The 23,345-nt window shown below is 70.0% G+C and carries 25 protein-coding genes and 1 riboswitch; of the genes, 12 read left to right on the top strand and 13 right to left on the bottom strand.

The genetic code is table 11. The features are described from left to right. Positions 1 to 36: 36 nt before the first annotated feature. The gene (locus tag ACPYN9_RS06085) at positions 37 to 1,065 is read right to left on the bottom strand and encodes a pirin family protein (RefSeq protein ID WP_424464853.1); all 1,029 of its coding nucleotides are present in this window, start codon (positions 1,063 to 1,065) and stop codon (positions 37 to 39) included. 62 nt (positions 1,066 to 1,127) lie between these two features. Between ACPYN9_RS06085 and ACPYN9_RS06080 the strand changes: the two genes are divergently transcribed. Next, positions 1,128 to 2,171, top strand: coding sequence for a threonine aldolase family protein (locus ACPYN9_RS06080; RefSeq protein ID WP_424464852.1), 1,044 nt, complete (start codon positions 1,128 to 1,130; stop codon positions 2,169 to 2,171). A 34-nt stretch (positions 2,172 to 2,205) separates the two neighbouring features. Next, positions 2,206 to 2,727: a DUF6630 family protein gene (locus tag ACPYN9_RS06075; RefSeq protein ID WP_424464850.1), complete on the top strand. Its 522-nt coding sequence runs from the start codon at positions 2,206 to 2,208 to the stop codon at positions 2,725 to 2,727. Positions 2,728 to 2,757: 30 nt separating this feature from the next. On the opposite strand, the gene ACPYN9_RS06070 is transcribed toward ACPYN9_RS06075, so the two are convergent. Continuing rightward, the gene (locus ACPYN9_RS06070; RefSeq protein WP_424464849.1) at positions 2,758 to 2,901 is read right to left on the bottom strand and encodes a hypothetical protein; all 144 of its coding nucleotides are present in this window, start codon (positions 2,899 to 2,901) and stop codon (positions 2,758 to 2,760) included. A 217-nt stretch (positions 2,902 to 3,118) separates the two neighbouring features. On the opposite strand from ACPYN9_RS06070, the gene ACPYN9_RS06065 reads away from it, so the two are divergent. Both ACPYN9_RS06065 and ACPYN9_RS06060 read left to right on the top strand, forming a co-directional pair. After that, entirely contained in the window at positions 3,119 to 3,619 is a 501-nt protein-coding gene (locus ACPYN9_RS06065) for a GNAT family N-acetyltransferase (protein WP_424464848.1), read from the top strand. A gap of 37 nt (positions 3,620 to 3,656) precedes the next feature. Next, entirely contained in the window at positions 3,657 to 4,460 is an 804-nt protein-coding gene (locus ACPYN9_RS06060) for an alpha/beta hydrolase (protein WP_424464846.1), read from the top strand. Here the strand turns inward: ACPYN9_RS06060 and ACPYN9_RS06055 are convergent. The 3 genes from ACPYN9_RS06055 to ACPYN9_RS06045 form a co-directional block, all read right to left on the bottom strand. Continuing rightward, entirely contained in the window at positions 4,457 to 5,017 is a 561-nt protein-coding gene (locus ACPYN9_RS06055; protein WP_424464844.1) for a TetR/AcrR family transcriptional regulator, read from the bottom strand. The two genes, ACPYN9_RS06060 and ACPYN9_RS06055, sit on opposite strands and share 4 nt — an antisense overlap. Positions 5,018 to 5,158: 141 nt before the next feature. Next, complete coding sequence (locus tag ACPYN9_RS06050) at positions 5,159 to 5,536, bottom strand: UBP-type zinc finger domain-containing protein (protein WP_424464842.1); 378 nt, start codon at positions 5,534 to 5,536, stop codon at positions 5,159 to 5,161. Then, on the bottom strand, positions 5,533 to 5,826 hold the full coding sequence (locus tag ACPYN9_RS06045) for a hypothetical protein (protein ID WP_424464840.1): 294 nt from the start codon (positions 5,824 to 5,826) through the stop codon (positions 5,533 to 5,535). The genes ACPYN9_RS06050 and ACPYN9_RS06045 overlap by 4 nt, the downstream gene beginning before the upstream one ends. 136 nt (positions 5,827 to 5,962) lie before the next feature. On the opposite strand from ACPYN9_RS06045, the gene ACPYN9_RS06040 reads away from it, so the two are divergent. Together ACPYN9_RS06040 and ACPYN9_RS06035 are read left to right on the top strand one after the other, a co-directional pair. Further along, positions 5,963 to 7,339 (top strand): M20 family metallopeptidase, encoded by a 1,377-nt coding sequence (locus ACPYN9_RS06040; protein WP_424464839.1) that lies wholly within the window; start codon positions 5,963 to 5,965, stop codon positions 7,337 to 7,339. After that, on the top strand, positions 7,336 to 8,340 hold the full coding sequence (locus tag ACPYN9_RS06035; protein ID WP_424464837.1) for an ATP-grasp domain-containing protein: 1,005 nt from the start codon (positions 7,336 to 7,338) through the stop codon (positions 8,338 to 8,340). Before ACPYN9_RS06040 ends, ACPYN9_RS06035 begins: the two co-directional genes overlap by 4 nt. Positions 8,341 to 8,401: 61 nt before the next feature. On the opposite strand, the gene ACPYN9_RS06030 is transcribed toward ACPYN9_RS06035, so the two are convergent. Both ACPYN9_RS06030 and ACPYN9_RS06025 read right to left on the bottom strand, forming a co-directional pair. Further along, positions 8,402 to 9,775 (bottom strand): NtaA/DmoA family FMN-dependent monooxygenase, encoded by a 1,374-nt coding sequence (locus tag ACPYN9_RS06030; protein WP_424464835.1) that lies wholly within the window; start codon positions 9,773 to 9,775, stop codon positions 8,402 to 8,404. A 41-nt stretch (positions 9,776 to 9,816) separates the two neighbouring features. After that, positions 9,817 to 10,971, bottom strand: coding sequence for an LLM class flavin-dependent oxidoreductase (locus tag ACPYN9_RS06025; protein ID WP_424464833.1), 1,155 nt, complete (start codon positions 10,969 to 10,971; stop codon positions 9,817 to 9,819). Positions 10,972 to 11,123: 152 nt separating this feature from the next. Between ACPYN9_RS06025 and ACPYN9_RS06020 the strand changes: the two genes are divergently transcribed. The 6 genes from ACPYN9_RS06020 (at position 11,124) to ACPYN9_RS05995 (ending at position 16,710) form a co-directional block, all read left to right on the top strand. Beyond that, positions 11,124 to 11,465: a VOC family protein gene (locus ACPYN9_RS06020; protein WP_424464832.1), complete on the top strand. Its 342-nt coding sequence runs from the start codon at positions 11,124 to 11,126 to the stop codon at positions 11,463 to 11,465. 25 nt (positions 11,466 to 11,490) lie between these two features. Next, a riboswitch (TPP riboswitch) is annotated at positions 11,491 to 11,598 on the top strand. Positions 11,599 to 11,625: 27 nt separating this feature from the next. Then, positions 11,626 to 12,267, top strand: coding sequence for a YkoF family thiamine/hydroxymethylpyrimidine-binding protein (locus ACPYN9_RS06015; RefSeq protein WP_424464831.1), 642 nt, complete (start codon positions 11,626 to 11,628; stop codon positions 12,265 to 12,267). After that, positions 12,264 to 12,854 (top strand): ECF transporter S component, encoded by a 591-nt coding sequence (locus ACPYN9_RS06010; protein WP_424464829.1) that lies wholly within the window; start codon positions 12,264 to 12,266, stop codon positions 12,852 to 12,854. Before ACPYN9_RS06015 ends, ACPYN9_RS06010 begins: the two co-directional genes overlap by 4 nt. Then, positions 12,844 to 14,547 carry an ABC transporter ATP-binding protein gene (locus ACPYN9_RS06005; RefSeq protein ID WP_424464827.1) on the top strand — a complete coding sequence of 568 codons (1,704 nt, stop codon included), beginning with the start codon at positions 12,844 to 12,846 and terminating at the stop codon, positions 14,545 to 14,547. Before ACPYN9_RS06010 ends, ACPYN9_RS06005 begins: the two co-directional genes overlap by 11 nt. Further along, the gene (locus tag ACPYN9_RS06000; protein ID WP_424464826.1) at positions 14,544 to 15,314 is read left to right on the top strand and encodes an energy-coupling factor transporter transmembrane component T family protein; all 771 of its coding nucleotides are present in this window, start codon (positions 14,544 to 14,546) and stop codon (positions 15,312 to 15,314) included. Before ACPYN9_RS06005 ends, ACPYN9_RS06000 begins: the two co-directional genes overlap by 4 nt. Then, positions 15,307 to 16,710: an NtaA/DmoA family FMN-dependent monooxygenase gene (locus ACPYN9_RS05995; RefSeq protein ID WP_424464824.1), complete on the top strand. Its 1,404-nt coding sequence runs from the start codon at positions 15,307 to 15,309 to the stop codon at positions 16,708 to 16,710. The genes ACPYN9_RS06000 and ACPYN9_RS05995 overlap by 8 nt, the downstream gene beginning before the upstream one ends. On the opposite strand, the gene ACPYN9_RS05990 is transcribed toward ACPYN9_RS05995, so the two are convergent. The 6 genes from ACPYN9_RS05990 to ACPYN9_RS05965 all read right to left on the bottom strand — a co-directional run bounded on the left by ACPYN9_RS05990 (position 16,688) and on the right by ACPYN9_RS05965 (position 23,320). After that, positions 16,688 to 18,205: an aldehyde dehydrogenase family protein gene (locus ACPYN9_RS05990; protein ID WP_424464822.1), complete on the bottom strand. Its 1,518-nt coding sequence runs from the start codon at positions 18,203 to 18,205 to the stop codon at positions 16,688 to 16,690. The genes ACPYN9_RS05995 and ACPYN9_RS05990 overlap by 23 nt on opposite strands. 13 nt (positions 18,206 to 18,218) lie before the next feature. Further along, positions 18,219 to 19,226 (bottom strand): proline racemase family protein, encoded by a 1,008-nt coding sequence (locus ACPYN9_RS05985; RefSeq protein ID WP_424464820.1) that lies wholly within the window; start codon positions 19,224 to 19,226, stop codon positions 18,219 to 18,221. A 203-nt stretch (positions 19,227 to 19,429) separates the two neighbouring features. Beyond that, positions 19,430 to 20,371 (bottom strand): dihydrodipicolinate synthase family protein, encoded by a 942-nt coding sequence (locus tag ACPYN9_RS05980; RefSeq protein WP_424464818.1) that lies wholly within the window; start codon positions 20,369 to 20,371, stop codon positions 19,430 to 19,432. Next, entirely contained in the window at positions 20,368 to 21,864 is a 1,497-nt protein-coding gene (locus ACPYN9_RS05975) for an FAD-dependent oxidoreductase (RefSeq protein WP_424464816.1), read from the bottom strand. Before ACPYN9_RS05975 ends, ACPYN9_RS05980 begins: the two co-directional genes overlap by 4 nt. Continuing rightward, positions 21,861 to 22,139, bottom strand: a complete 279-nt coding sequence (locus ACPYN9_RS05970) for a (2Fe-2S)-binding protein (protein ID WP_424464814.1) — start codon at positions 22,137 to 22,139, stop codon at positions 21,861 to 21,863. The genes ACPYN9_RS05975 and ACPYN9_RS05970 overlap by 4 nt, the downstream gene beginning before the upstream one ends. After that, positions 22,136 to 23,320 carry an NAD(P)/FAD-dependent oxidoreductase gene (locus tag ACPYN9_RS05965; RefSeq protein ID WP_424464812.1) on the bottom strand — a complete coding sequence of 395 codons (1,185 nt, stop codon included), beginning with the start codon at positions 23,318 to 23,320 and terminating at the stop codon, positions 22,136 to 22,138. Before ACPYN9_RS05965 ends, ACPYN9_RS05970 begins: the two co-directional genes overlap by 4 nt. Positions 23,321 to 23,345 lie beyond the last annotated feature (25 nt).

Here is a 23,345-nt window from a genome sequence, read left to right as displayed (position 1 = left end):
GCGCGGGGCTCAGCAGCACGGGCCGCGGTGCGCGACTCAGTTTCCTCTGGTGCGGCCCCGCGACGCGAGGCGGACGTTGGGGAGGGCGGGCGCCGCAAGCGTCTTCCCGCCGTGGCTGTTCACAGCACCGAAGCGCGCGCCGCCTGCGTCCACACCTCGGGTGGCCTCCCATTCCTCGCGCGCGGCGGCGACCTCGTCGTGGGAGGCGCCGACGAAGTTCCAGAACATCACGATCTTCTCCCCGAAGGGCTCGCCGCCGAGGAGCACTGCATGCCCGCCGCCCGAGGAGCCGACGACGGCACGCTCCGTGCCCGGAGGCAGGTAGCCCACCGCACCGACGGGAAGCTCGACGTCGTCGACGGTGATCCCGGGCGCGCATGCAAGGATTCCGTGCTCGAACTCGGGCTTCAGCTCGAGCACCGTCTCAGCGCAGCCGGGGAACTCGAGCTCAACGCCGAGCAACGGTGAAAAACTTGGCGCCTCCGAGCGCACACCGGCGTACTCGCCCACGAAGACGGTCGCCACGACGGGCTCGGCATCGTTCGAGGAGCAGGCGAGCGGTATCGATGGGCATCGATCCAGCCCGGTGAAGGCAGGCGGGATGCCACGTTGGGCGGCGGGGAGCGCGACCCAGAGCTGCACCCCGTGCAGCACGGGGTTTCGATCTGGGCGATCGGGCGAGACCTCGGAGTGCGCGATGCCGTGACCGGCAGTCATGACGTTGACGCCACCGGGGACAACCTCGTGGTGTCCGCCGATGGAGTCCCGATGCACCACCTCGCCGGAAAAGAGCCAGCTGACGGTCTGGAGACCCGTGTGCGGGTGCGGGGCGACGTCCATCCCCCCTTCTTCGGGGAGATCGACGGGACCGTAGTGGTCGATGAAGCACCACGCGCCGATGAAGTGCCGGAACTTGTTGGGCAGCGAGCGCAGCACCGGCATCGAGCGTGGCCCACCGAGTGGCACCTCACGCGGCAGGAGCAGCTCGATGCCAGCGACCACCTGGCCCGTCTCGTAGGCGGCCTGGAGCTGCTGCTCGATCGGGTTGACCTCGGTGTTACTCATGGTGCGAGCGTAGACGCGCAACATGAAAACGCATGTTCTTCGAGGTGCGGGAGAATAGTGCGGTGACCACGCAGCTGCACGATGCAACCCACCGGACCTTCACGAGCGACAACGCGGCAGGCGCGCACCCGTCGGTACTGGAAGCGCTGATCGCGGCGAACGGCGGCCACGTCGGTGCCTACGGCGCCGATCCGTACACCTCAGCCTTCCAGGCGCTGTGCAGGGAGCTGTTCGGCCCGGAGGCCATCGGCCTGCCGGTCTTCAACGGGTCGGGCGCGAACGTCGTCGCGCTGCAGTCGATGCTCCCTCGCTGGGGCGGCGTCGTGTGCCCCGCATCCGCACACATCAACACCGACGAGAACGCCGCACCCGAACGGGTCGGCGGCGTGAAGCTCCTCACCGTCGACACCTCGGACGGGAAGCTCGTCCCCGCCGACATCGAGCGCGCGGCGGCGGTGCGCCGCGACGTGCACCGCGCGGCCCCACTCGCCGTGAGCATCAGCCAGGCAACTGAGGTCGGCACGGCCTATTCGCCGGACGAGGTGCGAGCGCTCGCCGACGTCGCCCACGCGAACGGCATGTGGCTGCACGTGGATGGCGCTCGCCTCTCAAACGCCGCCGCACACTTCGGATGCTCGCTCGCCGAGGTCTCGAGCGCGGCAGGTGCCGACGTGATCAGTCTCGGCGGCACCAAGAACGGCGCGCTCGCCGCGGAGGCCGTCGTCGTCGTCAACCCGGAGGCCGTGTACGGCGTCGAGGAGGCGCGAAAGATCGACCTGCAGCTCGCCTCGAAGATGCGCTTCGTCTCAGCGCAGCTCCTTGCACTGTTCGGTGGTGAACTCTGGCGAGCGAACGCTGAGCACGCCAACGCGATGGCTGCAAGGCTGGCCTCCGGGGTCGCTCCCGTCCACGGCTGCTCCGTACCGCTGCCCCGACAGGCCAACGGGGTCTTCGCACTCCTGCCGGGCGAGGTCGCCGAGCGAGTCAGCGAGCGCTACGCCTTCCACACCTGGGACACCTCAACGGGGCTGGTCCGCTTCCTCTGCTCCTGGGACACCACCGAAGACGACGTCGATGGACTCATCGCCGCGATCGCGGGCAAGTGATCCCCCGGTCCGATGCGGCGGGTACCCTCGGTCCGTGACTGACGACACTTCCTGGGAGCGCCTCTGCGCGCTCATCGACGACGACCCCGAGATCTGGCCGAGCGTGCGCCAAGCGCTTCGCGATGTGGACGGCGAAGACGACGACGCCACGGACACCCAGGGCGACGCGTCGGCCGGCCACACCACCGACGAGAGCGGCGTCGAGCCGGACCGTGCCGACGAGGCTTGGGAGGCCCTGATCGACGCGCTCGACGACTGCGGCGCGCTGGCCTACCTCCACGCGAACGACTCCGGCATGGAGCTCGCGGATGCACTGGCGGGGGTACCCCGCATCGTGCGGCTCGGGCTCGACACCGACGAGGTGGGCGACGTCGACGGAGACGTGCCAGCGGCAGCGTCTGCAGCTGACGCGTTGCTCGCACCGGTGGGGCTCGCGATCGTTTTCCTGGAAGAAGACAGCGACGCGTATCCGCTCGTCGTCGTTCCACGCACCTCGGTCGGCGAGATCGTCGACACAGCGGCGTCGCTCGGTTTCCTCGCTCGGCAGCTGCCCTGAACCCGGCTCCACGAGGAGCTCGCAGCGCGGCTACACCTCTTCGATGCCGACGCCGCGCAGCAGCAGACGCTGCTGACCGATGCCGGCAGGCTCGGCGGCGAGGCACCGCACGAGGAACCGCTGCACGCGCGCGACGAGCGAAGTGTTTCGGGTCGCGCGAAGTGAGATGCGCATGCTCTGTTCATCCTCTCGAAGGCGTCCCCTCGGCGAGTCCGCCGCCGAACGGTGTGCATCGTCAGCGTACGGAGCGAGCGGCCCGATGCGGAGGCCGCCACCCACGAGGCGGCCGCACACCGACACGAAACGACTCGCGGCTACACCGCACGCAATACGACGTCATCCAGTCCCCCGGCTCCGTGCGCGATCTGCCGCCGGGACGCACGATGTGCGCATGACATCCGCCCTGACCGTCCGCCACCTCGACGTCACCTCGAGGCAGGTCGCCGAGGTGCTCGGCGCGCTCGACGACGAGTACCGCAGCAGATACCGGGAGTTCTACAAGGACGACATCGGCGCGTACCCCGTCACCGACTTCGTCGCACCGGACGGGGCGTTCATCGGGATCCTTGAGGGGGACCTCCTCGTCGCCGCCGGCGCGATCCGCAGGTACGACGCGACGACGGCAGAGGTGAAGCGCATGTGGACCAGAGACACCCACCGTCGGCAGGGTCTCGCCCAACGAGTCCTCCGTGAGCTCGACGCCGCCGCCGCTTCGCTCGGCTACGCACGCATCTTCCTCACCACGGGGTCCCGACAGCCGGAGGCCGTCGCCCTCTATCGTTCCGCCGGGTTCGAGGGCGGGGAACGTCGCGTCCCGCAGTTCGACCTCCCCATTTTCGCGTTCGAGAAACCGGTTGCAACCGCGGTCGCAAGGGACGCCCAGCGCAGCTGACCAGCGTCCGTTCGGGCGCGGGCAGTACGCTCGGGACGTGCCAGCAACGCCCAAGAACCAGCAGCCGCCGCGCCGCCGGCGGAGCCGACTTCGACGCACCCTCATCTGGGCGTTCTCGGTCGTCGCGGCCGTCTTCGTCGTCGCGATCGCCGCGTTCCTGATCTGGGCGAACGTCGGCGTCATGGCCGCTGAGCCGGAGGCACTCGCCTCGGTCACGAGCGACCCCGAGATCACGATCACGGAAGTCGACGGCTCGCTGGTGCTCAGCCCGACCGTCGAGCCGAGCGACACGGGACTCGTTTTCATCCCCGGGGCGAAGGTCGAACCGTCGGCCTACGCAGCGAAGCTCTCCAGCCTCGTCACCGACAACAATGTGACCGTCGTCCTCCCCCAGCCAGTCCTGAACCTGGCATTCTTCGACACCCGCACGCTCGACGACTTCACGGCGGCAGCGCCGGAGGTCAGCACGTGGGCCGTCGGCGGACACTCACTCGGCGGGGTCCGCGCCTGCCAGCTCGCCGAATCCGACGACACCGCCGGCTTGCTGCTCTTCGGCAGTTACTGCGCCAACGACCTCTCGGCAGACTCCTCCCTCGACGTCCTCAGCATCACAGGAAGCGCCGACGGGCTCACGACCCCGCAGAAGGCGGCGGATGCACGCCCGCTGCTCCCGGCAGACGCGAACACACTCGAGATCGAAGGCGCCAACCACGCCATGTTCGGCAATTACGGGCCCCAGTCTGGCGACGGGACGGCCACAATCCCGGACGCTGACGCGCGGCAGCAGATCGCCTCAGCGACGACGGCTTGGGCGATGGAGCTCCAGCAAGCAGGCGGCTAACCCTCGGCGAGCAGCCGCCGCACGGTCACCACGATGTTGGGCGGCGCGTCAGCACCACCCTCTGCGGGCAGCGACAGTCGGTGCAGGACGGCCCCGTCGATGAAGGCGAACAGCGCGGCCGCCCGTGCCTCAGGTTCGCTGAGGCCGAGCCCGGCGACGGCGCCAACCGCCCAGCCGCGCAGGCGTTCACGGCCAGCCTGGACCGCAGCCGCGACGGCCGGGTTGTGGGTGCCTTCCAGAAACAGGGCGTAGCGAGCGAGCGTCTGCGTGCGGCCGGCGCCGGTCATCGACTCGACTGCGGCCTCGATCGCGCTGCAGAAGCGCTCGAGGCTCGGAGCCCCCCACTCATAGGTGAGGAGCCACTCTGCGTAATCGGTGCGCTCGAGACGCTCGATGACGCCCTCGATTAACGCCTGTCTGGTGCGGAAGTAGTTGGACGTGGATCCGCGCGGCAACTCAGCGGCCGCGTCCACGCGGCTGTGCGTGAGGGCGCGCATGCCGCCCTCCGCGAGCAGCTCCAGCGCGGCAGTCAGTGAACGATCCCGGGTAGAAGCCACGATTTACTATAACCGTAGTGCTTGCACTATGGATGTAGTAGAGCGCCGCAATGAACAGGCGGGCCGCGGTGATCGGGGGCGGAATCGCGGGGCTCTCGAGCGCGCTCGCTCACGGCGGCCGTGAGCCGAGGGTAGCCGTAGCTACTGGTGGATGTGCGTGCGCCAGTCAGCCGGGAGCCGGTCAGCTGGCCCGGGAGTCGCCACGTCGCGGGGCTTCGAGGTGGGAGCCGCCAGCTCGGGGCCGTCGAGGGACACTTCGTCGTCGAAGTCCCAGAACCAGCTCTCGCCAGGTTCGAAGGACTGCATGTACCGGTGGCCGGTCTCACGGTGGTGTGCCGTCGCGTGCTGAGCTGGTGAGGATTCGCAACACCCGACGTGGCCGCGCGCAGCGCAGCGCCTCAGGTGCACCCACCACCCACCGGCCGCGTCGCACTCGACGCAGCCCCCGGATCCGATCGGAGGCGCCGTGACGTCGACGCCCTCGGTGTCTGCGGACAGGGTCAGGGCTCCATCGCTCATGAGCGAAGCGTACGCTCGTGTCGTGCGTGCATGATGAGCCCGGGAACGAAGAGCACGAGCGCAACCGGGAGCAGCGCGAAGAGCCCGATACCGTGCCACAGCTGCCCCGCGGCGATGACCGCCAGCAGTGCGCCGCCCATCCGGAGCCAGCTGGCGAGCTTCGGCGTGCCAGGCGGGTCCCTGAAGATCGGGAGCCTCCGCCCCGCGCCCGCCCGACCGACGAGAAAATGCGCCCAGGTCGTGAGCGCCAGACTGAGCCCGAGCAGCACGGCGCCGAAGATGAACATCACGCTGCCACTGTAATGGAGGTTCACGTTACGGCCCACGACGGCAACCGGGACACGGCCTCGCCCCCTCCCGGAGAATCGAGGCACGATGGATGCAGACGGCCCGCCAGGGGCCGGACGGCGGCAAGGAGCACACCACGTGAGCGAAGCAGCAGACGCAACCCGCGGCATCAAGGTGGGGGCGACCCCCACGACCCCGAGCAGCACCTATCTCGACCTCGTCGCCGCCGAGACCGCGATCGCCGCGGCGGCCGCGCCCAGGATCACCTCGCCGCACGACGGCGCGAGCAGCGAGGACGCCGCCGCACTGGCCGCCGCATCCGAGGCGCTCCAGCCGGAGCTCGTCGAGCTGTCGCACCGCATCTTCGAGTACGCGGAGGAGGGATTCCGGGAGACGCAGAGCGTGGCCGACATCGCCGAGCTGCTCGCCGAGCACGGTGTCGACGCGCAGGTCGGAGCCTTCGGCCTCGACACGGCGCTCGTCGCCGAACTAAGCATCGGCACCCCCGCCCCCGACGCGCCAACCGTCGCGATCCTCGCCGAATACGACGCACTGCCCGGTGTCGGCCACGGCTGCGGGCACAACATCATCGCGGCCTCGGCCGTCGGCGCCTTCCTCTCGCTCGTCGAGGCCAGCCGAGCGCACGCGCTGGCACCGGGCAGGGTGCTGCTCTACGGAACCCCGGCAGAGGAAGGCGGGAACGGCAAGGAGATCATGGCCCGCGCCGGCGCCTTCGACGGCGTCGATGCCGCCATCATGATCCACCCCTTCGGCTACGACGTCACCGACCAGCCATTCATCGGGCGGCGCATCCTGCGCGTGCGCTACTTCGGCGTCCCAGCCCACGCCTCCGCCTCGCCGTTCCAAGGGCGCAATGCGCTGGACGCCGCCAACCTGAACTACCAGGCCACCGGCCTACTCAGGCAGCACCTGTACCCGGGCGACCGCATCCACGGCGTCATCGTCGACGGCGGGCAGCGCCCCAACGTGGTCCCCGAGTTCGCCGAGCTCGAGTACTACGTGCGCTCCAACGCCGCAGCAACGCTCAAAGAGCTCAGCCTGCGTCTGGAAGACATCGCCAACGGCATCGCCCTGGCAACGGGCACCGGCGTCGAGGTCGAGTGGGACCCACTGCCGTTCACCATGCCACTGCGCTACAACACCCCGCTCTCCGAGCGGTGGGCGGTGCACCAGGAGGCAAGGGACAGGAGGGTCCTGACCAAGGCGTCCGTGCCCTCCCACCTGGCAGCATCCACCGACTTCGGGAACGTGAGCGTGCGCGTCCCCGGCATCCACCCGGTGATCGCGATCAGCCCGCCCGACGTGAGTCTCCACACGCGCGAATTCGCCGAGTACGCGACCGGCGACGAGGCCAGCACGGCCATCGCCGACGCCAGCGTCGGCCTCGCCCTCGTCGCCGCCGACTTCCTCAGCGACCCCAACCTCCGAGCAGCCGCCCGCGCCGATTTCGACGCGGCGGGCGGCGCTCTCGACGTCGAAGGATTCTTCTCATGAGCACATCGATCTCGTCCCAGCCCGTCGCCGCGGGCCCCGTCGTCTACGCACTGCACGAGAACCCCGAATGGTGGCCCCCGTTCCAGGCCGCCTTCGAGGCCGCGGGCGTCCCCGTCGTCGAATGGCACCTGATCGAGGGCGTCCTCGACATCGATGCCCTCCCGCCGGAGGGAGTTTTCTGGTCCCGCATCAGCGCGTCCTCGCACACCCGGGGCCACGCCCTCGCCAAGGACTACGCCAGGTCCGTCCTCAACTGGGTCGAGGCCTCCGGGCGTCGTACCGTCAACGGGCGCCGCGCGATCGAGCTCGAGGTGAGCAAGGTCGACCAGCTCACGCTGCTCCGAAACGCGGGGATCGACACCCCGCGCACGCTCGCCGTCATCGGCCGGGAACGGCTCCGGGATGCGGCGCGCGAGTTCCCGACCCCGTTCATCACCAAGCACAACCAGGGCGGCAAGGGGCTCGGAGTGCGCCGCTTCGACACCTTCGCAGCGTTCGAGGCGTACCTCGACTCACCCGAGTTCGAGGAGCCCCTCGACGGCATCACGCTGCTGCAGGAGTACCTGCGCCCCGCGGGCGGCTTCATCACCCGCGTCGAGATTGTGGGTGGCGAGCACGTCTACTCGATCGCTGCCGACACCATCCACGGCGGGTTCCAGCTGTGCCCCGCGGACGCGTGCGCGATTGACCCGGAGACCGGTCGACCGGCGCTGCCGCCAGGGGCCGAGCTGGCGCCGGAACCAGGCACCTCGATCTTCTCGCTCCGTGAGGGCGGTCACGACGACCTCGTCGCGCGTCTCGTGGCGTTCACGCGGGACATAGGCCTGGAGATCGCCGGCATCGAGTTCATTGAGACCGAGGACGGCCGCCAGGTCGTCTACGACATCAACACGAACACCAACTACAACGCCGACGTGGAGCGAGTGGCCGACGGATCCGGCCCTGGCGCCATCGCGGCCTACCTCGGGCGCGTCCTCCGCGAGGCCTACCCTTCGGGGTGAGAGGCCCACCCCCGGGTGACACTGGCTCGGACGCGCCCAGCGGCAGCTCGGCCTGCTCCGGTTAGGGCTGGGCCGCGAAGGCGCTCGGCGCCGTGGTGCCGCGCGCAGGAACCGGGATGCCCAGGTTGTCGCGCAGAGTACTGCCCGTGTACTCCGCGCGCAGCGACCCTCGCTCCTGGAGGATCGGGACGACGTGGTCGACGAACTCGTCGATGCCTCCCGGAGTGAGGTGCGAGCCGATGACCAAGCCGTCGGAGCCGTCGTTCTGCACGAAGTCGTCGATCTCCTCGGCCACCTGGGCAGGCGTGCCGACGTAGCGGACACCGCCGAGCTCGTGGCGTGCGAACTCGCGGATGCTCCACCCGTTCGCCGTCGCCTGCTCGCGCCACCGTCGGACGGTGGCGAGTCGATCGCCGTAGGTGAAGGCTCGCCCCTCGATGACCGGCGCGCTGTCGCCGTCGGGATCGACGTCGGGCAGGGGCCCGTCGAAATCGAGGTCGGAGAAGTCGCGGTTCCAGACCTGTTCGAGCCGCACCTGGATGGTTCGTGGGCTGAGCTGCTGCTCGGTCACCCAGCGAGCCTTCTCCTGCGCCTCCTCGAGTGTGTCGCCGAGGACGAAGCTCGACTGGGGCAGGATCTTGAGGTCGTCACGGTGCCGGCCGAAACGTTCGACGCGTGCCTTCACGTCTGCGTAGAACTCGCGGGCTTCGACGAGGCGCGAGTACGGCGAGAAAATGACGTCCGCGTTGGCGGCAGCGAAGTCGCGCCCCTGCGGAGAGATGCCGGCCTGCACGATGATGGGTCGCCCCTGCGGGCTGCGCGGCACCGTGAAGCGGCCGCGGATGTCGAACTGGCTCGTCGACACATCGAATCGGCCCTCCTCAGCGGAGTCGAGGAACTGGCCGGTCTCTTTGTCCGCCACGATCGCGTCAGCGGACCAGGAGTCCCACAGCTCGCGGACGGTGTTGACGGTCTGCTCCGCCCGCTCGTAGCGCTCCGCGTGCGGGAGGAACCCACCCCGGCGGAAGTTCGCCCCCGTGAAGGCGTCGAAGGAGGTGACGACGTTCCAGCCCGCGCGGCCCCCGGAGAGGTGGTCGAGGCTCGCGAACTGGCGTGCCAGCTCGTACGGCTCGTTGAACGTCGCATTGATGGTGCCGACGAGCCCGATGTGCTCGGTGACGGCCGCGAGCGCGGCGAGCACCGGGATCGTGTCCGGGCGGCCCGCGATGTCGTGGTCGAAGATCTCGCCGAGCCGCGAGCGCAACGCGAGGCCCTCTGCGAGGAAGAAGTAGTCGAACTTCCCGGCCTCTGCCTTCTGCGCCACGTGCTTGAACGTCGAGAACTCGATCTGGCTGCCGGCGTCCGGATGCTCCCAGAGGGTGTGCTCGTTGACGCCGCCGACGTAGGCGGCGAGGATGATCTGCTTCTTGGTCACTGTGTTCTCCTGATCGCGTTCGGTCTGGTCGATGTGCGCGCTCAGACGGCGGCGTAGCGGTTGGGGACGGTGGTCGGCAGCCCGAGGAGGCCGCGCAGGGTCGACTCCTCGTAGCGCTCACGGAACAGTCCTCGCTGCTGGAGCAGCGGGACGACGTCGGCGACGATGCGAGGCAGGTCGTCGGTCAGGACCCCGGGGTGGAGGCGGAAGCCGTCGTAGCCGAGCGCGGACAGGGTCTCGAAGTGCTCGACGAGCTCGGCGGCGGAGCCGGCGAACACGGCAGGTGGCTGGCCGAGTCTGCGCCCCTTGGCGTCGAGCCGAGCGAGGCGGGCAGCGCCGGTCTCGCCGGGGCCGTCGAGGAACACCGCGAGGTCAACGAAGACCGAGAGCTCACGTTCGCGCTGCACCTTCGCCTCCGCGGCGCGCACTTCGCTGAGGATGCGGACGGCGGACCCGACATCGCTTGGGGTCACGAAGAGCAGGTCGGCGCTCGCGGCGGCGAACTCGTACGGGATCTCGGCGTGGCCGAGCGCGGCGACGACGGGCTGGCCCTGTGGCGGGCGCGGCGTGATCGACGGGCCGCGCACGCTGAACCACTTCCCCTCGAACTCGATGCGGTGCACCTTCGCGGCGTCGAGGAAGCGGTCGGTGGACTCGTCGCGAATCTCCGCGTCGTCCTCCCAGCTGTCCCAGAGGCGGCGCACGACCTCGACGACGTCGTTCGCCTCGGCGAACAGTTCGCCCACGAGTGGCGCGTCTCTGCGCCCGAAGTGCGCGTGCTCGGCGCCGGGCGACACGCGAGCTTGCCAGCCGGCCCGTCCCTGGCTGGTGTAGTCGAGCGTGGCGACCGCCTTCGAGACGTGGAACGGCTCCGTGTGGGTCGTCGTGACCGTCGGGATGAGGCCGATGTGCTGCGTGACGGGAGCCACGCGCGAGGCGATGAGGAGCGCATCCAGGCGCCCCCTCACCTCGTCGAGGCGGGTGTCTCCGCGGAGGAGCTCGCTGCTCTGGAGCGCCAGGGAGTCCTCGATGGTGGCGAAGTCGAGCAGCCCCTGCTCGGCGAGCTGGACCAGCGACACCCAGTACTCGGCCGTGAACAGCTCGTCGGGGCGGGCGCTCGGCTCCCGCCAGGCCGCCGGGTGACTGCCGGCGCCGTCGAGCGCGACGCCGAGGTGGATTCGGTTGGGGTTCGTCATGCTCCGACGCTAGGCAGCGCTCCTGCCCCGGTCCACGGCGCCTGACGCGCCCCGTTACGAGTCGCAACGGGGCGACACAATGAAGGTGCATGCGTGCTCGCCTGAGGCGAGACTCGGAGGTTCCTCGCACGCGCGTCGCGCAGACTTCCACCATGGCTATCACAGGCGTTCTCGCACAGATCACAGTGTCCGACCTGGCGCAGGCTACGGAATATTACGGCAGGCTCTTCGGCCGCGGCCCGGACGAGAACCCCATGCCGGGTCTCCTGGAGTGGCACTTCACAAACCAAGCCGGCCTGCAGCTGTGGGCCGACCCGAGCAGGTCGGGGAAATCCACAGTGGTGTTCAACGATGACGACCTGCCGGCCGTCGCCAAGCGCCTCGACGCGGCGCGCATCGAGCACGGCGGAATCGAAGACGCCACTCACTTCCAGATCCTCCAGGTGCTCGACCCCGAGGGGAACCACGTCGTTTTCACGAGCGCCGCGGGGTAGGCGCGTGCCCCGTCGGGGCTACAGTGTGGCCGTGCACGGGAGCCCGATGAGTCGGGCTGAGAGGGAGTACTCGAACTCCGACCGTTGAACCTGATCTGGGTAATGCCAGCGAAGGGAGTCGACTCACCCGTGCCGTCACGCTCCGACGGAAGGCACGCACATGGAATCCATTACCAAAGACCCGCTCGCGTTTGGCGTGGGGGCAAGACTGACCGTCTCGGTCATGTCCGACCGCTTCATCGAGGTCATCACGTCGGCGCTCGAGACGACGGATGCCGCAGGTCTCGTCCTCGAGACCGGTGACGTCAGCACCTACGCAGGTGGCGACGAGCAGGCGCTGCTTCGATGGCTGACCGATGTGACCCAGCAGATCGCGCAGACCGGGCTGCATGCCTCGGTCTCGGTGTTGCTCTCTCGCGGGTGCCCGGGCGAGGCGGTGTGCGAGTTGCCCGGCGGGGCTGGGCCGCGGCGGGTGGATGCGCCACGCGGGCGGCACACGGGCAGCTTCGCGAGCGCGGAGTGGGCACTGTACCCGCTCGAGGACTCGCCTTCGGAGGGCCGCGAGCCCGACCACATGCGGGAGATCTTTGCGGCCATCGAGACGGCGAAGGCCAGCGGCACGTTCGTGGCCTCGGAGCATTTCGTGACGAAGCTCAGCGGCGACCTCGGGCGTGTGCTGGAGACCGTGGTTGTCGCGTGGGCGTCGGTCGGTGCGCACGTGCAGCACGTGACGAGCCACCTCACGATCTCGCTCAACAGCCCGAGCCACGCGGCCCAGACCGAGTCCGGGGTGCGCGCATGAGCCTCAAGCTTCGCGACATCGTGCTCATGGTGGTCCTCGGCACGGTCTTCGGCTTCCTCTACTGGGCGCTCGTGCAGGCCTGGACGGCCCTCTCGATCGCGATGGGCCCGGCGGGTGACCTCGCACAGCACTTCCTCTTCGGCGGGTGGCTGCTCGTTGCTCCCATCGCGATCGCGATCATCCGCCTGCCGCTCGTGGGCGTGATCGCTGAGGTCCTCGCGTCGGTCATCGAGGTCGTCTTCCTTGGATCCGCGGTCGGCCCCCTGCTCTTCGTCGCGGCGGCGATCCAGGGCATCGGCAGCGAGCTGCCGTTCGCGCTCGGCAGGTACCGGAAGTACGGCTGGTTGCGCTTCGCGATCTCCGGCGCGCTCGGCGCCGGCATCGTGTTCTTCTACTCCGCGTTCCGGTCCGGCTGGTACGGGCAGGAGATTCTCTTCCTGCGCTTCGGCATCCAGGTAGCCTCAGGCATCCTCCTCGGCGGGCTCTTCGCGAAGCTCATCGTCGACGCCCTCGTGCGTACCGGAGTGCTCGACAACTTCGCGATCGTGCAGGACTCGAAGCCGCACGCCGTGCGCCGTGCGGTCTGACTCGGCGGGAGCTGACGCCGCGGCGCCGGACATCGAGACTGTGGGTTTCGAGGCTATCCACTCGTCCGGTGACGGGCTTGGCCCCGTGGACCTCCGGATCCGCCGCGGCGAGCACATCCTGGTGATCGGGCCGTCCGGTTCGGGGAAGTCGACCCTGCTGCAGGCGATCACCGGGGTGATCCCGCATACCGTCCCGGCCCGGGTCACGGGATCGTTCCGCGTCTGCGGCGTGGAGACGCGGCACTCGGACGTCCCGAGCATCTCGCGCCACGTGTCCGTCGTCGCGCAGCATCCGAGCTCCTCCGTCTGCCTGCCCGACGTCGCCGACGAGGTCGCGTTCCCGCTCGAGAATCAGGCCCGTGACCCCTCGACGATCGGCCAGGCGGTGGATGCTGCGCTCGAGCTGGTCGGTGCTGGTGCGCTCGCCGGGCGTCGGTCGGCCGCGCTGTCCGGCGGGGAGACCCAGCGGGTCGCACTCGCGGCGGCGATCGTCACGGATCCCCGGGTGCTCGTGCTCGATGAGCCGACCTCGATGCTCGACCCGGCCGGCATCGCTTCGGTCCGTCTGGCCGTCGACGCGGCCACGGCACGCGCATCCACGCTTGTGCTCGTCGAGCACCGATTGGACGAGTATGCCGGCGCCCGGGGCATCGCCGGACTGCCGGCGCGCACGGTGGTGGTCGGTCGTGGCGGCGTGATCGCGCACGATGGCGCGACCGCATCGGTGCTGCTCGAGCACGCCCGCGAGCTGCAGGCCGCGGGATGCTGGCTGCCGCTCGAGGCCGAGCTCGCCGCGGTGACGGGCATGGCGGGCGGCCTCGCGAACGACGCCGTCGCCGACTCGCTGTCGATGCTCGGCCGCGCGGCTGAGCCAACACACACCCCCCAGACTCCTCCGGCGGCCGGCGCCGACTGTCTGCAGGTGTCGGACGTTGACGTAGTCGCCGGCGCCTCGACGCGGCGCACCCGCGCCTCGGGCTCCGCGACGCCGCTGCTGCGCGGCGTGACCTTCCAGCTGCGGGCCGGGGAGACCGTCTCGCTCGTCGGCCCGAACGGATGCGGCAAGTCGACCCTGCTGCGGACGCTCGCCGGACTGGCGCAGCCGAGCCGGGGTCGCATCACCGGACCGAGGCCTGGCCTGATCTTCCAGAACCCGGAGCACCAGTTCGCGCAGCACACCGTGCGCCGCGAGATCCAGCACGGCCTGGGAACGGACGCGGCGGCACGGGTCGCCGAGCTCACCGCGCGGTTCGAGCTCTCAGAGCATCTCGACCACAGCCCGTTCCGCCTCTCCGGCGGGCAGCAGCGACGCCTCAGCCTCGCGGCCATGCTGGCGCACGAGCGTCCGTTTCTCCTCGCCGACGAACCGGGGTTCGGGCTGGACCGACGCGCCAGCATCACCGCGATGCGCGAGCTTGAGCGGGCGGCCGCATCCGGATGCGGGGTGCTGTTCTCGAGCCACGAGCTCCGGACCGTCTGCGCGCACGCCGACCGAGTGCTCGTGCTCGGCGACGGACGCCTGCTCGCCGAGACGACGCCCTTCGAGCTCTTGCGGCAGCCCGAGCTGCTCGCGGCCGCCGGTCTCGAGGTGTCCCCGCTCCTCGAGTGGCTCGTCGGGCACAGCGAATCCGATGCGCACGCCCGAGGCATCCTGCGCGAGCTCGACGATGTCGGCCTCAGGAAACCGGCATGAGCGCGCCGCCGTATCTCGAGCGACGCAACCCGACCGTTAAGCTCGCCATACTGTTCTGCTGCTCGCTCGCGACGCTCTTGGTGCTGAACCCGGTGACCCTCGGCGTGCTGGCGGCCGCCGCCGCCCTCGCGGTACTGACCACGACGAGCCTGTCCCCCGCCAGACTCCTGGCCGCGTGCACGCCGTTCGCCGCGTTCGGCGTCGGCCTCCTCACGGTGAACGCCCTCAGCAGACCGGGCACCGAGATCGCCCCGGACCTTCCGGTGCGTGTGACTGCGGAGGGGCTCGCCATCGGCTTCGCGCTGGCCCTCAGGACCGGCGTCATCGGTCTCATGTCGATCGCGTTCATCGCGAGCACCCCACCACGTGACTTGATGACAAGCCTCACGCAGCACGCCAGGCTGAACCCGCGCTTCGCGTACGCGCTGCTGGCTGGCTTCCGGATGCTGCAGCTGCTCCCCAGCGAGTGGCAGAGCATCCGCGCCGCCCAGGCCGTGCGAGCGCCGCTTCGACGAAACGGCATGCCTCGGGCCGGGCTCTCGTCGTTCGGTGCAGCCGCGTTCTCACTGCTCGTGGTGTCGATCCGCTCCGGCGAGCGGATCGCACAAGCTCTCGAGTCGCGGGGACTCGGCGCTGGCCCCCGAACCGTCTGGCGCCCGGTGCGGTTGGATGCGCGCGACGCGATGTTCGCGGGCGTCGTGCTGGCCGTCTTCGCGGCGGTCTCGGCCGCGGGCGTCCTGGCGGGAACGGGGCTCTCACTTGTCTGACTCGGCAGCTCCCCACCTCACGCTGGTCGGCATGCTCAACCCGCCGACGCACCGCTACGCGGCGGCCTGGCGGCACCCTGACTCCGGCGGAGACTGGCTGCGCGCGAGCACCTACATCGACCTCGCCCGCCTCCTCGAACGCGGCGGCTTCGATGTGGTCTTCATGCCGGACGCCCTCGCGGTGCCGGAAGACGCGCTCGGCGACGTCGCGACGACGCTCGCGAGCGGCGGCAAGGGAGCCGTGACCCTCGACCCGGTGCCGGTGTTGAGCGCGATCGCCGGCGCGACCAGCACGATCGGGCTCGGCGCCACCGTCTCGACCTCATTCCTCCCGCCGTACGCGATCGCCCGGACGCTCGCGAGCCTTGACCACCTGTCGGCTGGCCGCGTCGCCTGGAACATCGTCACGTCGACGACGGACGCAGAGGCACGAAACATGGGCCTCGACCACATCGCCCCCAAGGCGCGACGCTACGATCGCGCAGACCGGGTCGTTACGCAGGTGCTTCAGCTCATGGAGAGCTGGCAGAGCGACGCGGTGGTCCGGGATGCGGCCGCCGGCGTGTTTGCGGACCCCCAACGCATCTCGCGCATGCCGTCGCCGCGCGAACGCGCCGCGCCACCTGGGCCGCTGAGCCTGCCGAGAAGCCCGCAGGGGCATCCGGTGCTCATGCAGGCGGGAGCCTCCCCTCGCGGCATGGACTTCGCGGCGAAGTGGGCGGAACTCGTGTTCGTCGCGGCAGACGGCATCGACGGCAACCGTGCGGTCCGAGCCGAGCTGCGCGAGCGAGCCAGCCGCGCGGGGCGCGACCCCAACGAGCTGCGAGTCTGCGCCGCCATCCAGCCCATCGTCGGATCGACGAGCATCGATGCAGCGCGAACGCGGGACTCGCTCCTCGCCCACATCGACGAGGCCTCCGCGGTGCGCTCGCTCGCGCGACTCCTGCACGCGGACGCCGGGAACCTTCAGCTGGACAGGGCAACCGTCGACGTACTGGCGGAGCACCGCGGCGCGACCGGCAGCGACGGCTTCGAGGACATGCTCGTGGCCGTCTGCGCCCGAGAGGGGCTCACGGTGCGCGACCTCGCCCTCAGGCAATCGCTCGACCAGCTCACCCCGTCACCGACCGGCAGCGGCCGAGACGTGGCCGACGAGCTCTGCGCCTGGCAGGACGCCGGGGCCGCCGACGGATTCGTCGTGACCCCGGCGCTGCTGCCGAGCTCATTCGCGGACTTCGTCGAGCACGTCGTCCCCGAGCTGCGGCGTCGGGGGCGCCTCGCGGCAGCTCCGACACTCAGCGATGCTCCGGCCTCGAGCGAGGCTCCAACCTCCAGCGAGACGCTGACGCTCCGTCAGCGTCTCGCCACGAAGCTCAGGCCCCGGACCCCCAGTTGACCGACTGCCCGGCGGCCGCGCGCCGCTGCGGGACGCCCCACGGGTTCGCGTCCTGCAGCGGCTCGGGGAGCGCGGCCTGCGGCGCACCCTGGTAGGCGACGCCTCTCAGGAAGCGCGAGATGGATGCGGTGCCGACCGACGTCGACGTGTCGTTCGAGGTCGCCGGGTACGGTCCGCCGTGCTGCATCGCGGGCGTGACCGCCACACCGGTGGGCCAGCCGCCGAAGAGGACACGACCCGTCTTCCGGGCCAGGCCGGCGACGAGTGCCGACAGCGCCGGAGACTGCTCCCCTTCGGCCGCGTGCACCGTGCCGGTCAGGTTCCCGACGTAGAGCTCGTCGAGACTGGGCGCCAGCGCCTGCTCGTCGTCGTACTGGACGATGACGGAGAAGGGGCCGAACACCTCGTCGAGCAACGTCTCGTCGCCGGCTTCGAGCTTGTCGGCCGCGACCGCCACGATGGTCGGCGTCGCCCACACGTTGCCGTCGTCATCGCTGCGCACGGAGCCTTCCGCGACCACACGCACGCCGTCCGCAGCGAGCACGGCGCTCCGCCGCTCCACGTACGCCCGGCCGATGCTCGGGTTGAGGAGTCGGTGCTCCGCCGCCTGCTCCGCCGCCTGCGAGACGCGCAGCTCGAGCTCGGCCGCCGCATCCGTCGTCGGGACCCAGAGGAACCCGGGCTTGGTGCAGAGCTGGCCGGCAGAGCCAGCGACCGAGGCTGCGTAGCCGCTCGCGATCTCCTCGCCGCGCTCGGCGAGCGCCGCCTCCGTGACGAAGACCGGGTTGACGCTGCCGAGCTCTCCGTAGAACTGGATAGGGCGCGGGCGCGCGGCAGCCTTGTCGGCGAGCAGGCGCCCGACGCGGATCGAGCCGGTGAAGGTGCCCACGTCGACTCGCTCGTCTTCGAGCACGGTGACGCCGGCCTGCTGGCCGAGGACGAGCGCGAAGACGCCGTCAGGCGCTCCGGCGCCGCGGAGGGCTGTCTCGACGACCCGCGCGGTCGCCACCGACAGCTCCGGGTGCCCGGAGTGGCCCTTGACGATGAGCGCGCAACCGGCGGCGAGCGCCGCGGCGGAGTCGCCGCCTGCCACGGAGAAGGCGAAGGGGAAGTTCGAGGCGGAGAAGTTGACCGCGACGCCGACCGGGACCAGCATGCGCCGCACATCCGGCCGTGGGCCGAGCACGAAGTCGGGGTCGGCCTCGTCGAGACGCACGTCGAGGTACGAGCCGTCTCGGATGACGTCGGCGAAGAGCCGGATCTGCACGGTCGTGCGCTTCAGCTCGCCCGTGAGGCGCGCCTGTGCGAGACCGGTCTCGCGCATGCCGATGGGGATGAGCTCCCCCGCCGCGGCGTCGAGCGCGTCGGCGACGGCGACGAGCGCGGTGGCTCGCTGTGTCGGGGGCGTTGCGGCCCAGATCGGCGCGGCGGCAGCCGCAGCCGCGAGGATCTGCTCGAGCTCGGCGTCGCTGGTGTGCGGGGTGGGTGTGCTCATCAATGAGTCCAATCTAGAATTCGAAGCCTGCGGGGAACGGGTCTGTGGGGTCGAGCAGGTACTGGCCCATGCCCGTGATCCATGCGCGACCCTTGATGGTCGGGATGACGGCGGCTCGGTCACCGACCTGCACCTCGTCGATGAGTCGCCCGGTGAAGCTCGTGCCGATGAACGACTCGTTGACGAAGTCGGTGTGCAGCGGCAGCTCGCCTCTGGCGTGCAGCTCGGCCATGCGCGCGGAGGTTCCGGTGCCGCACGGTGAGCGATCGAACCAGCCGGGGTAGATGGCCATCGCGTGCCGCGAGTGCGCGGCGTCGGAGCCCGGGGCGATGAACTCGACGTGGTGCACGTGGCCGACGCCCTCGATGGTGGGGTGCTTCGGCGCGTCGTGCTGGTTGATGGCATCCATGATCGCGAGACCGGCTCGCATGATGTCGTCTTTGCGCGCTCGCTCGAACGGGAGGCCGACGTCGTCGAGGTCGACCATCGCGTAGTAGTTTCCGCCGAAGGCCAGCGAGTATCGGAGCGCGTCGATGCCGAGTTCCGGGACGGGAACGACGGCGTCGAGGCGTTCGCAGAAGCTGGGCACGTTTTCGATGGTAACGCTAACAGCGCGTCCTTCGCTGACCTCGACGCGCGCGATCACGAGTCCGGCGGGAGTATCGAGCCTGATCACCGTCTCAGGCTCGCTGACCTCGATCATCCCGGTCTCCACGAGCACCGTCGCCGTGCCGATCGTGCCGTGCCCACACATCGGCAACAGGCCGGATACCTCGATGTACAGGACACCGAAGTCGGCGTCCTCCCGCGTCGATGGCTGCAAGATGCTGCCGCTCATCGCCGAATGTCCGCGCGGCTCGCGCATCAGGAAGGTGCGCAGATCGTCGCGGTGCTCCTGCACGTACAGCCGCTTCTCGTTCATGGTCGCGCCAGGGATGACCCCGACGCCCCCGGTGACGACCCTGGTCGGCATCCCCTCAGTGTGGGAATCGACGGCGGAGATGACTCGTGATGCTCGCATGTCAGTAGACCTCGTGGCTCGAAGAGAGAGGGCTGCCCGGGGTGGGGGGCACCCCGGGCAGCCGGCCCAACGGGACAAGGGGGGATCGCCCCGCGGGCCAGACGCAATCGGCCCTATTGCCTGATTGCGTCGCTTGTTGCGGGAAGGGGCCCGCAAGCAGACGAGAGGGGACATTCATCACGACCCCCATGTCTGCTGCGACCCTACTGGAGCGCGGCCAGTGCGTCGAGTGCTCGCTGCGTGTCTGCGCGCACTCGATCGGCCATCTCGGGCGTCAGCTCGGCGCGAGGAGGACGGCAGGGCCCGCCGTTCCGGCCGACCATGTCCATGCCGAGCTTGATGGCCTGCACGAACTCGGTCCGCGAATCCCACCGGAAGGCGGCAATGAGGCTCTTGTAGATCTCGCGAGCCTCGACGTAGCGGCCAGCGGCCATGTGGTCGTAGATGGCAACAGCTTCAGCGGGGAACACATTCGGGTACCCGGCGAACCAGCCGGTCGCGCCGTCGATCATGAGCTCGAAGAGCACGTCATCGCTGCCGGCGATCACATCGATCTGCGACCCGGCCGCCTCGCAGGCCTCCTGGATCTCGAAGGCGCGGCGCACGTCACCGGAGAACTCCTTGACGGCCACGATGCCGTCGATCTTGGCGATCTCGGCGACCAGCTCAGGCCGAAGATCGACCTTGGTGTCGAGGGGGTTGTTGTAGATCATCACCGGCAGCCCGACCTCGGCGACCTTCGCGAAGTGCTCGATGACGTCTGCATCCGCCGAGCGGTACATCGTCGGTGGCAGGCACAGCACACCGTGGGCGCCGTCCTCCTTCGCGAGCTGCGCCCAGTGCTGAGCCTGGTGCCACCCGGGTCCGTGCACGCCGGCGACGACGATGCCACGGTCGCCGACCGCTTCGACGGCGACCTGCACGACCTTGCGGCGCTCCTCATCCGTGAGCGACGAGTACTCGCCGAGCGAGCCGTTGGGCCCGACCCCACGGCAGCCGTTCTCGATGAGCCAGTTGCAGTGCTCGGCGTAGGCCTCGTAGTCGACGGCGAGCCCGGCGGGGGCGGAGGCATCCTCCTTGTACGGGAGGGCCGTCGCGACGACGACGCCTCCGAGGTCGAGGTGCGTTGAAGCTGCGTGGGTCATGGGTCTTGCCTTCCTGTCAGGGGATGATGTGCTTCTGAGATTCCTGCCAGCTCTGCGAGCCGGATGGGGGTATGGATGGGGCGCCGGTCGACGATGCCCTCGTCGAGAGCCCGTTGGGGTCCGCCAGCGGGGTCGACCGCCGCCGCGAGGAGTTCCTCGGCGCTGCGACCGCAGATGCGCGCCTGGCAGATGCCGAGCCCCGCACGGGTCGAGAGTTTCTGCGACCGCAGGCTGCGCGACGCGGTCGCGGCCGCCTTGGCGCGGAGCTGCCCGGCGGTGACCTCTTCGCAACGGCACACGATCGTGTCGTCGCGAAGCCACTCCTGCCAGCCGGGACGCACGCCGTGCGCAGCCTCAATTCGGGCCGCGAAGGAGCCGAAGACGGCGCGCTTGCGCTGGTGCGGGGCGATCTGCGGGTCGCGCGACGAACCGCCCGCCGCGCAGTGGCCCGCGACGCTGCCCTCGGCGAGGGAGAGGTCGACGCCGCCGATGCCCGTCACCTCACCCGCGGCGAAGACGCCCTCGGCGCTGCTCGCGCACGACTCATCGATGAGCACGAACCGCTCGTCGCTCACCGCGCATCCGGCAGCGATCGCGACCTCGAGTCGCGGCGTGAAGCCGTGGGTGACGCAGACGGCATCGCAGGCCACGACGCGCTCGCTGCCGGGAATCGGCCGCCATTGCGCGTCGACGCTCGCGATCGTGACCCGCTCGACTCGCCCGTCGCCGTGTGCTTCGACGACGGCCTCGCCGACGCGGTACGGCACCCGATGGCGCAGCTGGCCCGCGACGTAGCCGAAGAGCTCCTGCACCTTTCCAGGCGCGCCCGCCAGCTGCCACGGCCTCGGCAGCCATCCCGCGGCGAGCCTCGGAAGACGGTTGGCCTCGACGACCTCGATCACGCGCGAGCCCACCTGCGTGAGCGACGCCGCGACGGGAAGCAGGAAGGGCCCGGCCCCGGCGACCACGACGGCGCTGCCGATGGCGACACGCTCGCTCTTCGCGAAGGCCTGCGCGGCCCCACCCGTGAACACGCCCGGCAGGTCCCAGCCCGGAAACGGCAGCGTGCGATCGTGTGCGCCGGTCGCGACCACGATCGCGTCGGGCCGCAGCGTCGACGCCACCCTGTTCGCCGCGTCAGCCGCACCGGTGAGCAGCTGCAGCGCAGGGACTCCCCCGCGGGAACCCGAAGGGCTCCCGGTCGGCGCATCCACGGCCCACACCGTCGTCTCGGCGAGCAGCGTGATGGCCGGATGCGCGCGGACGCGACCGTCGAGGTCCTGGAACGTCGACCAGCCGTGGTGCATGGACTCCTGGCCGCTGCCGTCACGCTCGGTAGGCAGGTGACGCCAATACTGGCCACCGAGGTCGCGACCCGACTCGATAATGGTCACCCTGGCCCCGAACTCCGCGGCGGACAGGGCTGCGGCGAGACCGGCCGGGCCCCCGCCCACGACCGCGACGTGGCGCAGGCTCTCAGACGAAGCGCTCATTGCGAGGTCACCTCGTCACCGTCGCACGCACGCCGCTGGCAGGCACGCACATCCGGAACCCCGTCGACGGTGACGAGACAGTCGAAGCAAACGCCGATGCCGCAGAACAGCCCGCGCGGACTGCCGGCCACCGCCGTCTCCCGCCAGGAGCGGCGCCCAGCCCCGAGCAGCACCCCTGCGATGCTCTGCCCCTGGATACCCTCGAACGGCTCGCCGTCGACGGTGATGCGAACGGGCGCCTCTGCGTCCGAGGCCCTGTCGATGTGATCGTTCACGTGAGTGCCTCCAGTTCTGCGGCGAGGCTCTCACGGGACGGCGAGAACTGCGCGGCGTCGATCTGCGTCGCGACCCCGTCCATGAGGTCGCCGATCAGGGACGCGGTCGGCAGCGAGAGGCCGATCCCAGCCCCCTCGTGCCCCGTCGCGTGCCAGAGGCCCGGCAGCCGCGCATCCGCCCCAATGAGGGGCAGGTGGTCCGGCATAAAAGGCCGAAACCCTGAATAGCTGCGGATGACGGCCGTCTCAGCAAGGAACGGGAAGATCGAGATGGCCTTCGTCGCGAGCTCGCCGAGCACGTTGGCGCGGAAGGCGTCATCGAAGCCGATCTGCTCTCGACTCGAGCCGATGAGCACGGTTCCGCCCGGCGTCGACTCGACGACGCTCGAGGTCATCAGCCCCAGGTCACCAGACCCGACCGCACCGACGTAGTCGGCGTCGTAGACCTTGTGGAACACGCGCTGCCGCATCTTGGCGGTCACCAGCACGACTCCCCTGCGGGGACGCACAGGAAGATGCACGCCGAGCGTCGAAGCGACCTCACCTGACCACGGGCCAGCGGCGATCACGACCTCGTGACCACGCACCTCCCCCGCCGTTGTGCGCACGCCGGCGAGGCGGCCGCCAGCCAGCAGCGGCCCGACGACCTCGTGGTGCTCCAGGATGCGCGCCCCGCGAACTCTGGCGAGCGCGACGAGCGCCTCGGTGGCGATGGTGGGCTGCACCTGACTGTCGCCCGGATACCAGACCGCTGCGGTGACACGTTCGGTGAGCCAGGGCTCGAGGTCGCGCGCCTCAGCGAGGGTGATCGGCTCAGCCGTAACGTCGGCGGTGCGCTGGGTCGCCGCGAAGTCGAGGAGGTTAGCCGCACCGTTGTCGGTGGTCGCGACGACGAGGCCGCCCTTGGCCTCGAACTCGATGTCGGGGAACCGGTCGCCCAGCTCCTCCCGGAAGCCATCGGCGAGCATCGACCAGGCGTCGTTCGCGAGCTTCGAAAGCTCGAGCTCGGCCCCGGGACCCTTGTCTGAGACGAGGAGGTTGCCTTCGCAGTGTGCGCTCGTGCCGCTTGCGACGCGACCGCGCTCGACGAGCGCGACCCGACGGCCACGGCCAGCGAGCTCAGCAGCACACGCTGCGCCAACGATCCCGCCGCCGACGACCACAACGTCGTACGTGCTCATGCTGCACCTCCCATCAGTAATATGT

The sequence above is a fragment of the Pseudoclavibacter helvolus genome (assembly GCF_049707175.1).
GTDB classification, from domain to species: Bacteria; Actinomycetota; Actinomycetes; order Actinomycetales; family Microbacteriaceae; genus Pseudoclavibacter; species Pseudoclavibacter helvolus_A.
The sequence above is the reverse complement of the archived record's forward strand: the minus strand, read 5'-3'. Positions and strand labels throughout refer to the sequence as shown.

Excerpts from the sequence above, each read along its gene's own strand:
- ACPYN9_RS06085 (WP_424464853.1), bottom strand. The coding sequence starts at position 1,065 with ATGAGTAACACCGAGGTCAACCCGATCGAGCAGCAGCTCCAGGCCGCC.
- ACPYN9_RS06070 (WP_424464849.1), bottom strand. The coding sequence starts at position 2,901 with ATGCGCATCTCACTTCGCGCGACCCGAAACACTTCGCTCGTCGCGCGC.
- ACPYN9_RS06065 (WP_424464848.1), top strand. The coding sequence starts at position 3,119 with ATGACATCCGCCCTGACCGTCCGCCACCTCGACGTCACCTCGAGGCAG.
- ACPYN9_RS06050 (WP_424464842.1), bottom strand. The coding sequence starts at position 5,536 with ATGAGCGATGGAGCCCTGACCCTGTCCGCAGACACCGAGGGCGTCGAC.
- ACPYN9_RS06035 (WP_424464837.1), top strand. The coding sequence starts at position 7,336 with ATGAGCACATCGATCTCGTCCCAGCCCGTCGCCGCGGGCCCCGTCGTC.
- ACPYN9_RS06025 (WP_424464833.1), bottom strand. The coding sequence starts at position 10,971 with ATGACGAACCCCAACCGAATCCACCTCGGCGTCGCGCTCGACGGCGCC.
- ACPYN9_RS06020 (WP_424464832.1), top strand. The coding sequence starts at position 11,124 with ATGGCTATCACAGGCGTTCTCGCACAGATCACAGTGTCCGACCTGGCG.
- ACPYN9_RS06015 (WP_424464831.1), top strand. The coding sequence starts at position 11,626 with ATGGAATCCATTACCAAAGACCCGCTCGCGTTTGGCGTGGGGGCAAGA.
- ACPYN9_RS06010 (WP_424464829.1), top strand. The coding sequence starts at position 12,264 with ATGAGCCTCAAGCTTCGCGACATCGTGCTCATGGTGGTCCTCGGCACG.
- ACPYN9_RS06000 (WP_424464826.1), top strand. The coding sequence starts at position 14,544 with ATGAGCGCGCCGCCGTATCTCGAGCGACGCAACCCGACCGTTAAGCTC.
- ACPYN9_RS05990 (WP_424464822.1), bottom strand. The coding sequence starts at position 18,205 with ATGAGCACACCCACCCCGCACACCAGCGACGCCGAGCTCGAGCAGATC.
- ACPYN9_RS05985 (WP_424464820.1), bottom strand. The coding sequence starts at position 19,226 with ATGCGAGCATCACGAGTCATCTCCGCCGTCGATTCCCACACTGAGGGG.
- ACPYN9_RS05980 (WP_424464818.1), bottom strand. The coding sequence starts at position 20,371 with ATGACCCACGCAGCTTCAACGCACCTCGACCTCGGAGGCGTCGTCGTC.
- ACPYN9_RS05975 (WP_424464816.1), bottom strand. The coding sequence starts at position 21,864 with ATGAGCGCTTCGTCTGAGAGCCTGCGCCACGTCGCGGTCGTGGGCGGG.
- ACPYN9_RS05965 (WP_424464812.1), bottom strand. The coding sequence starts at position 23,320 with ATGAGCACGTACGACGTTGTGGTCGTCGGCGGCGGGATCGTTGGCGCA.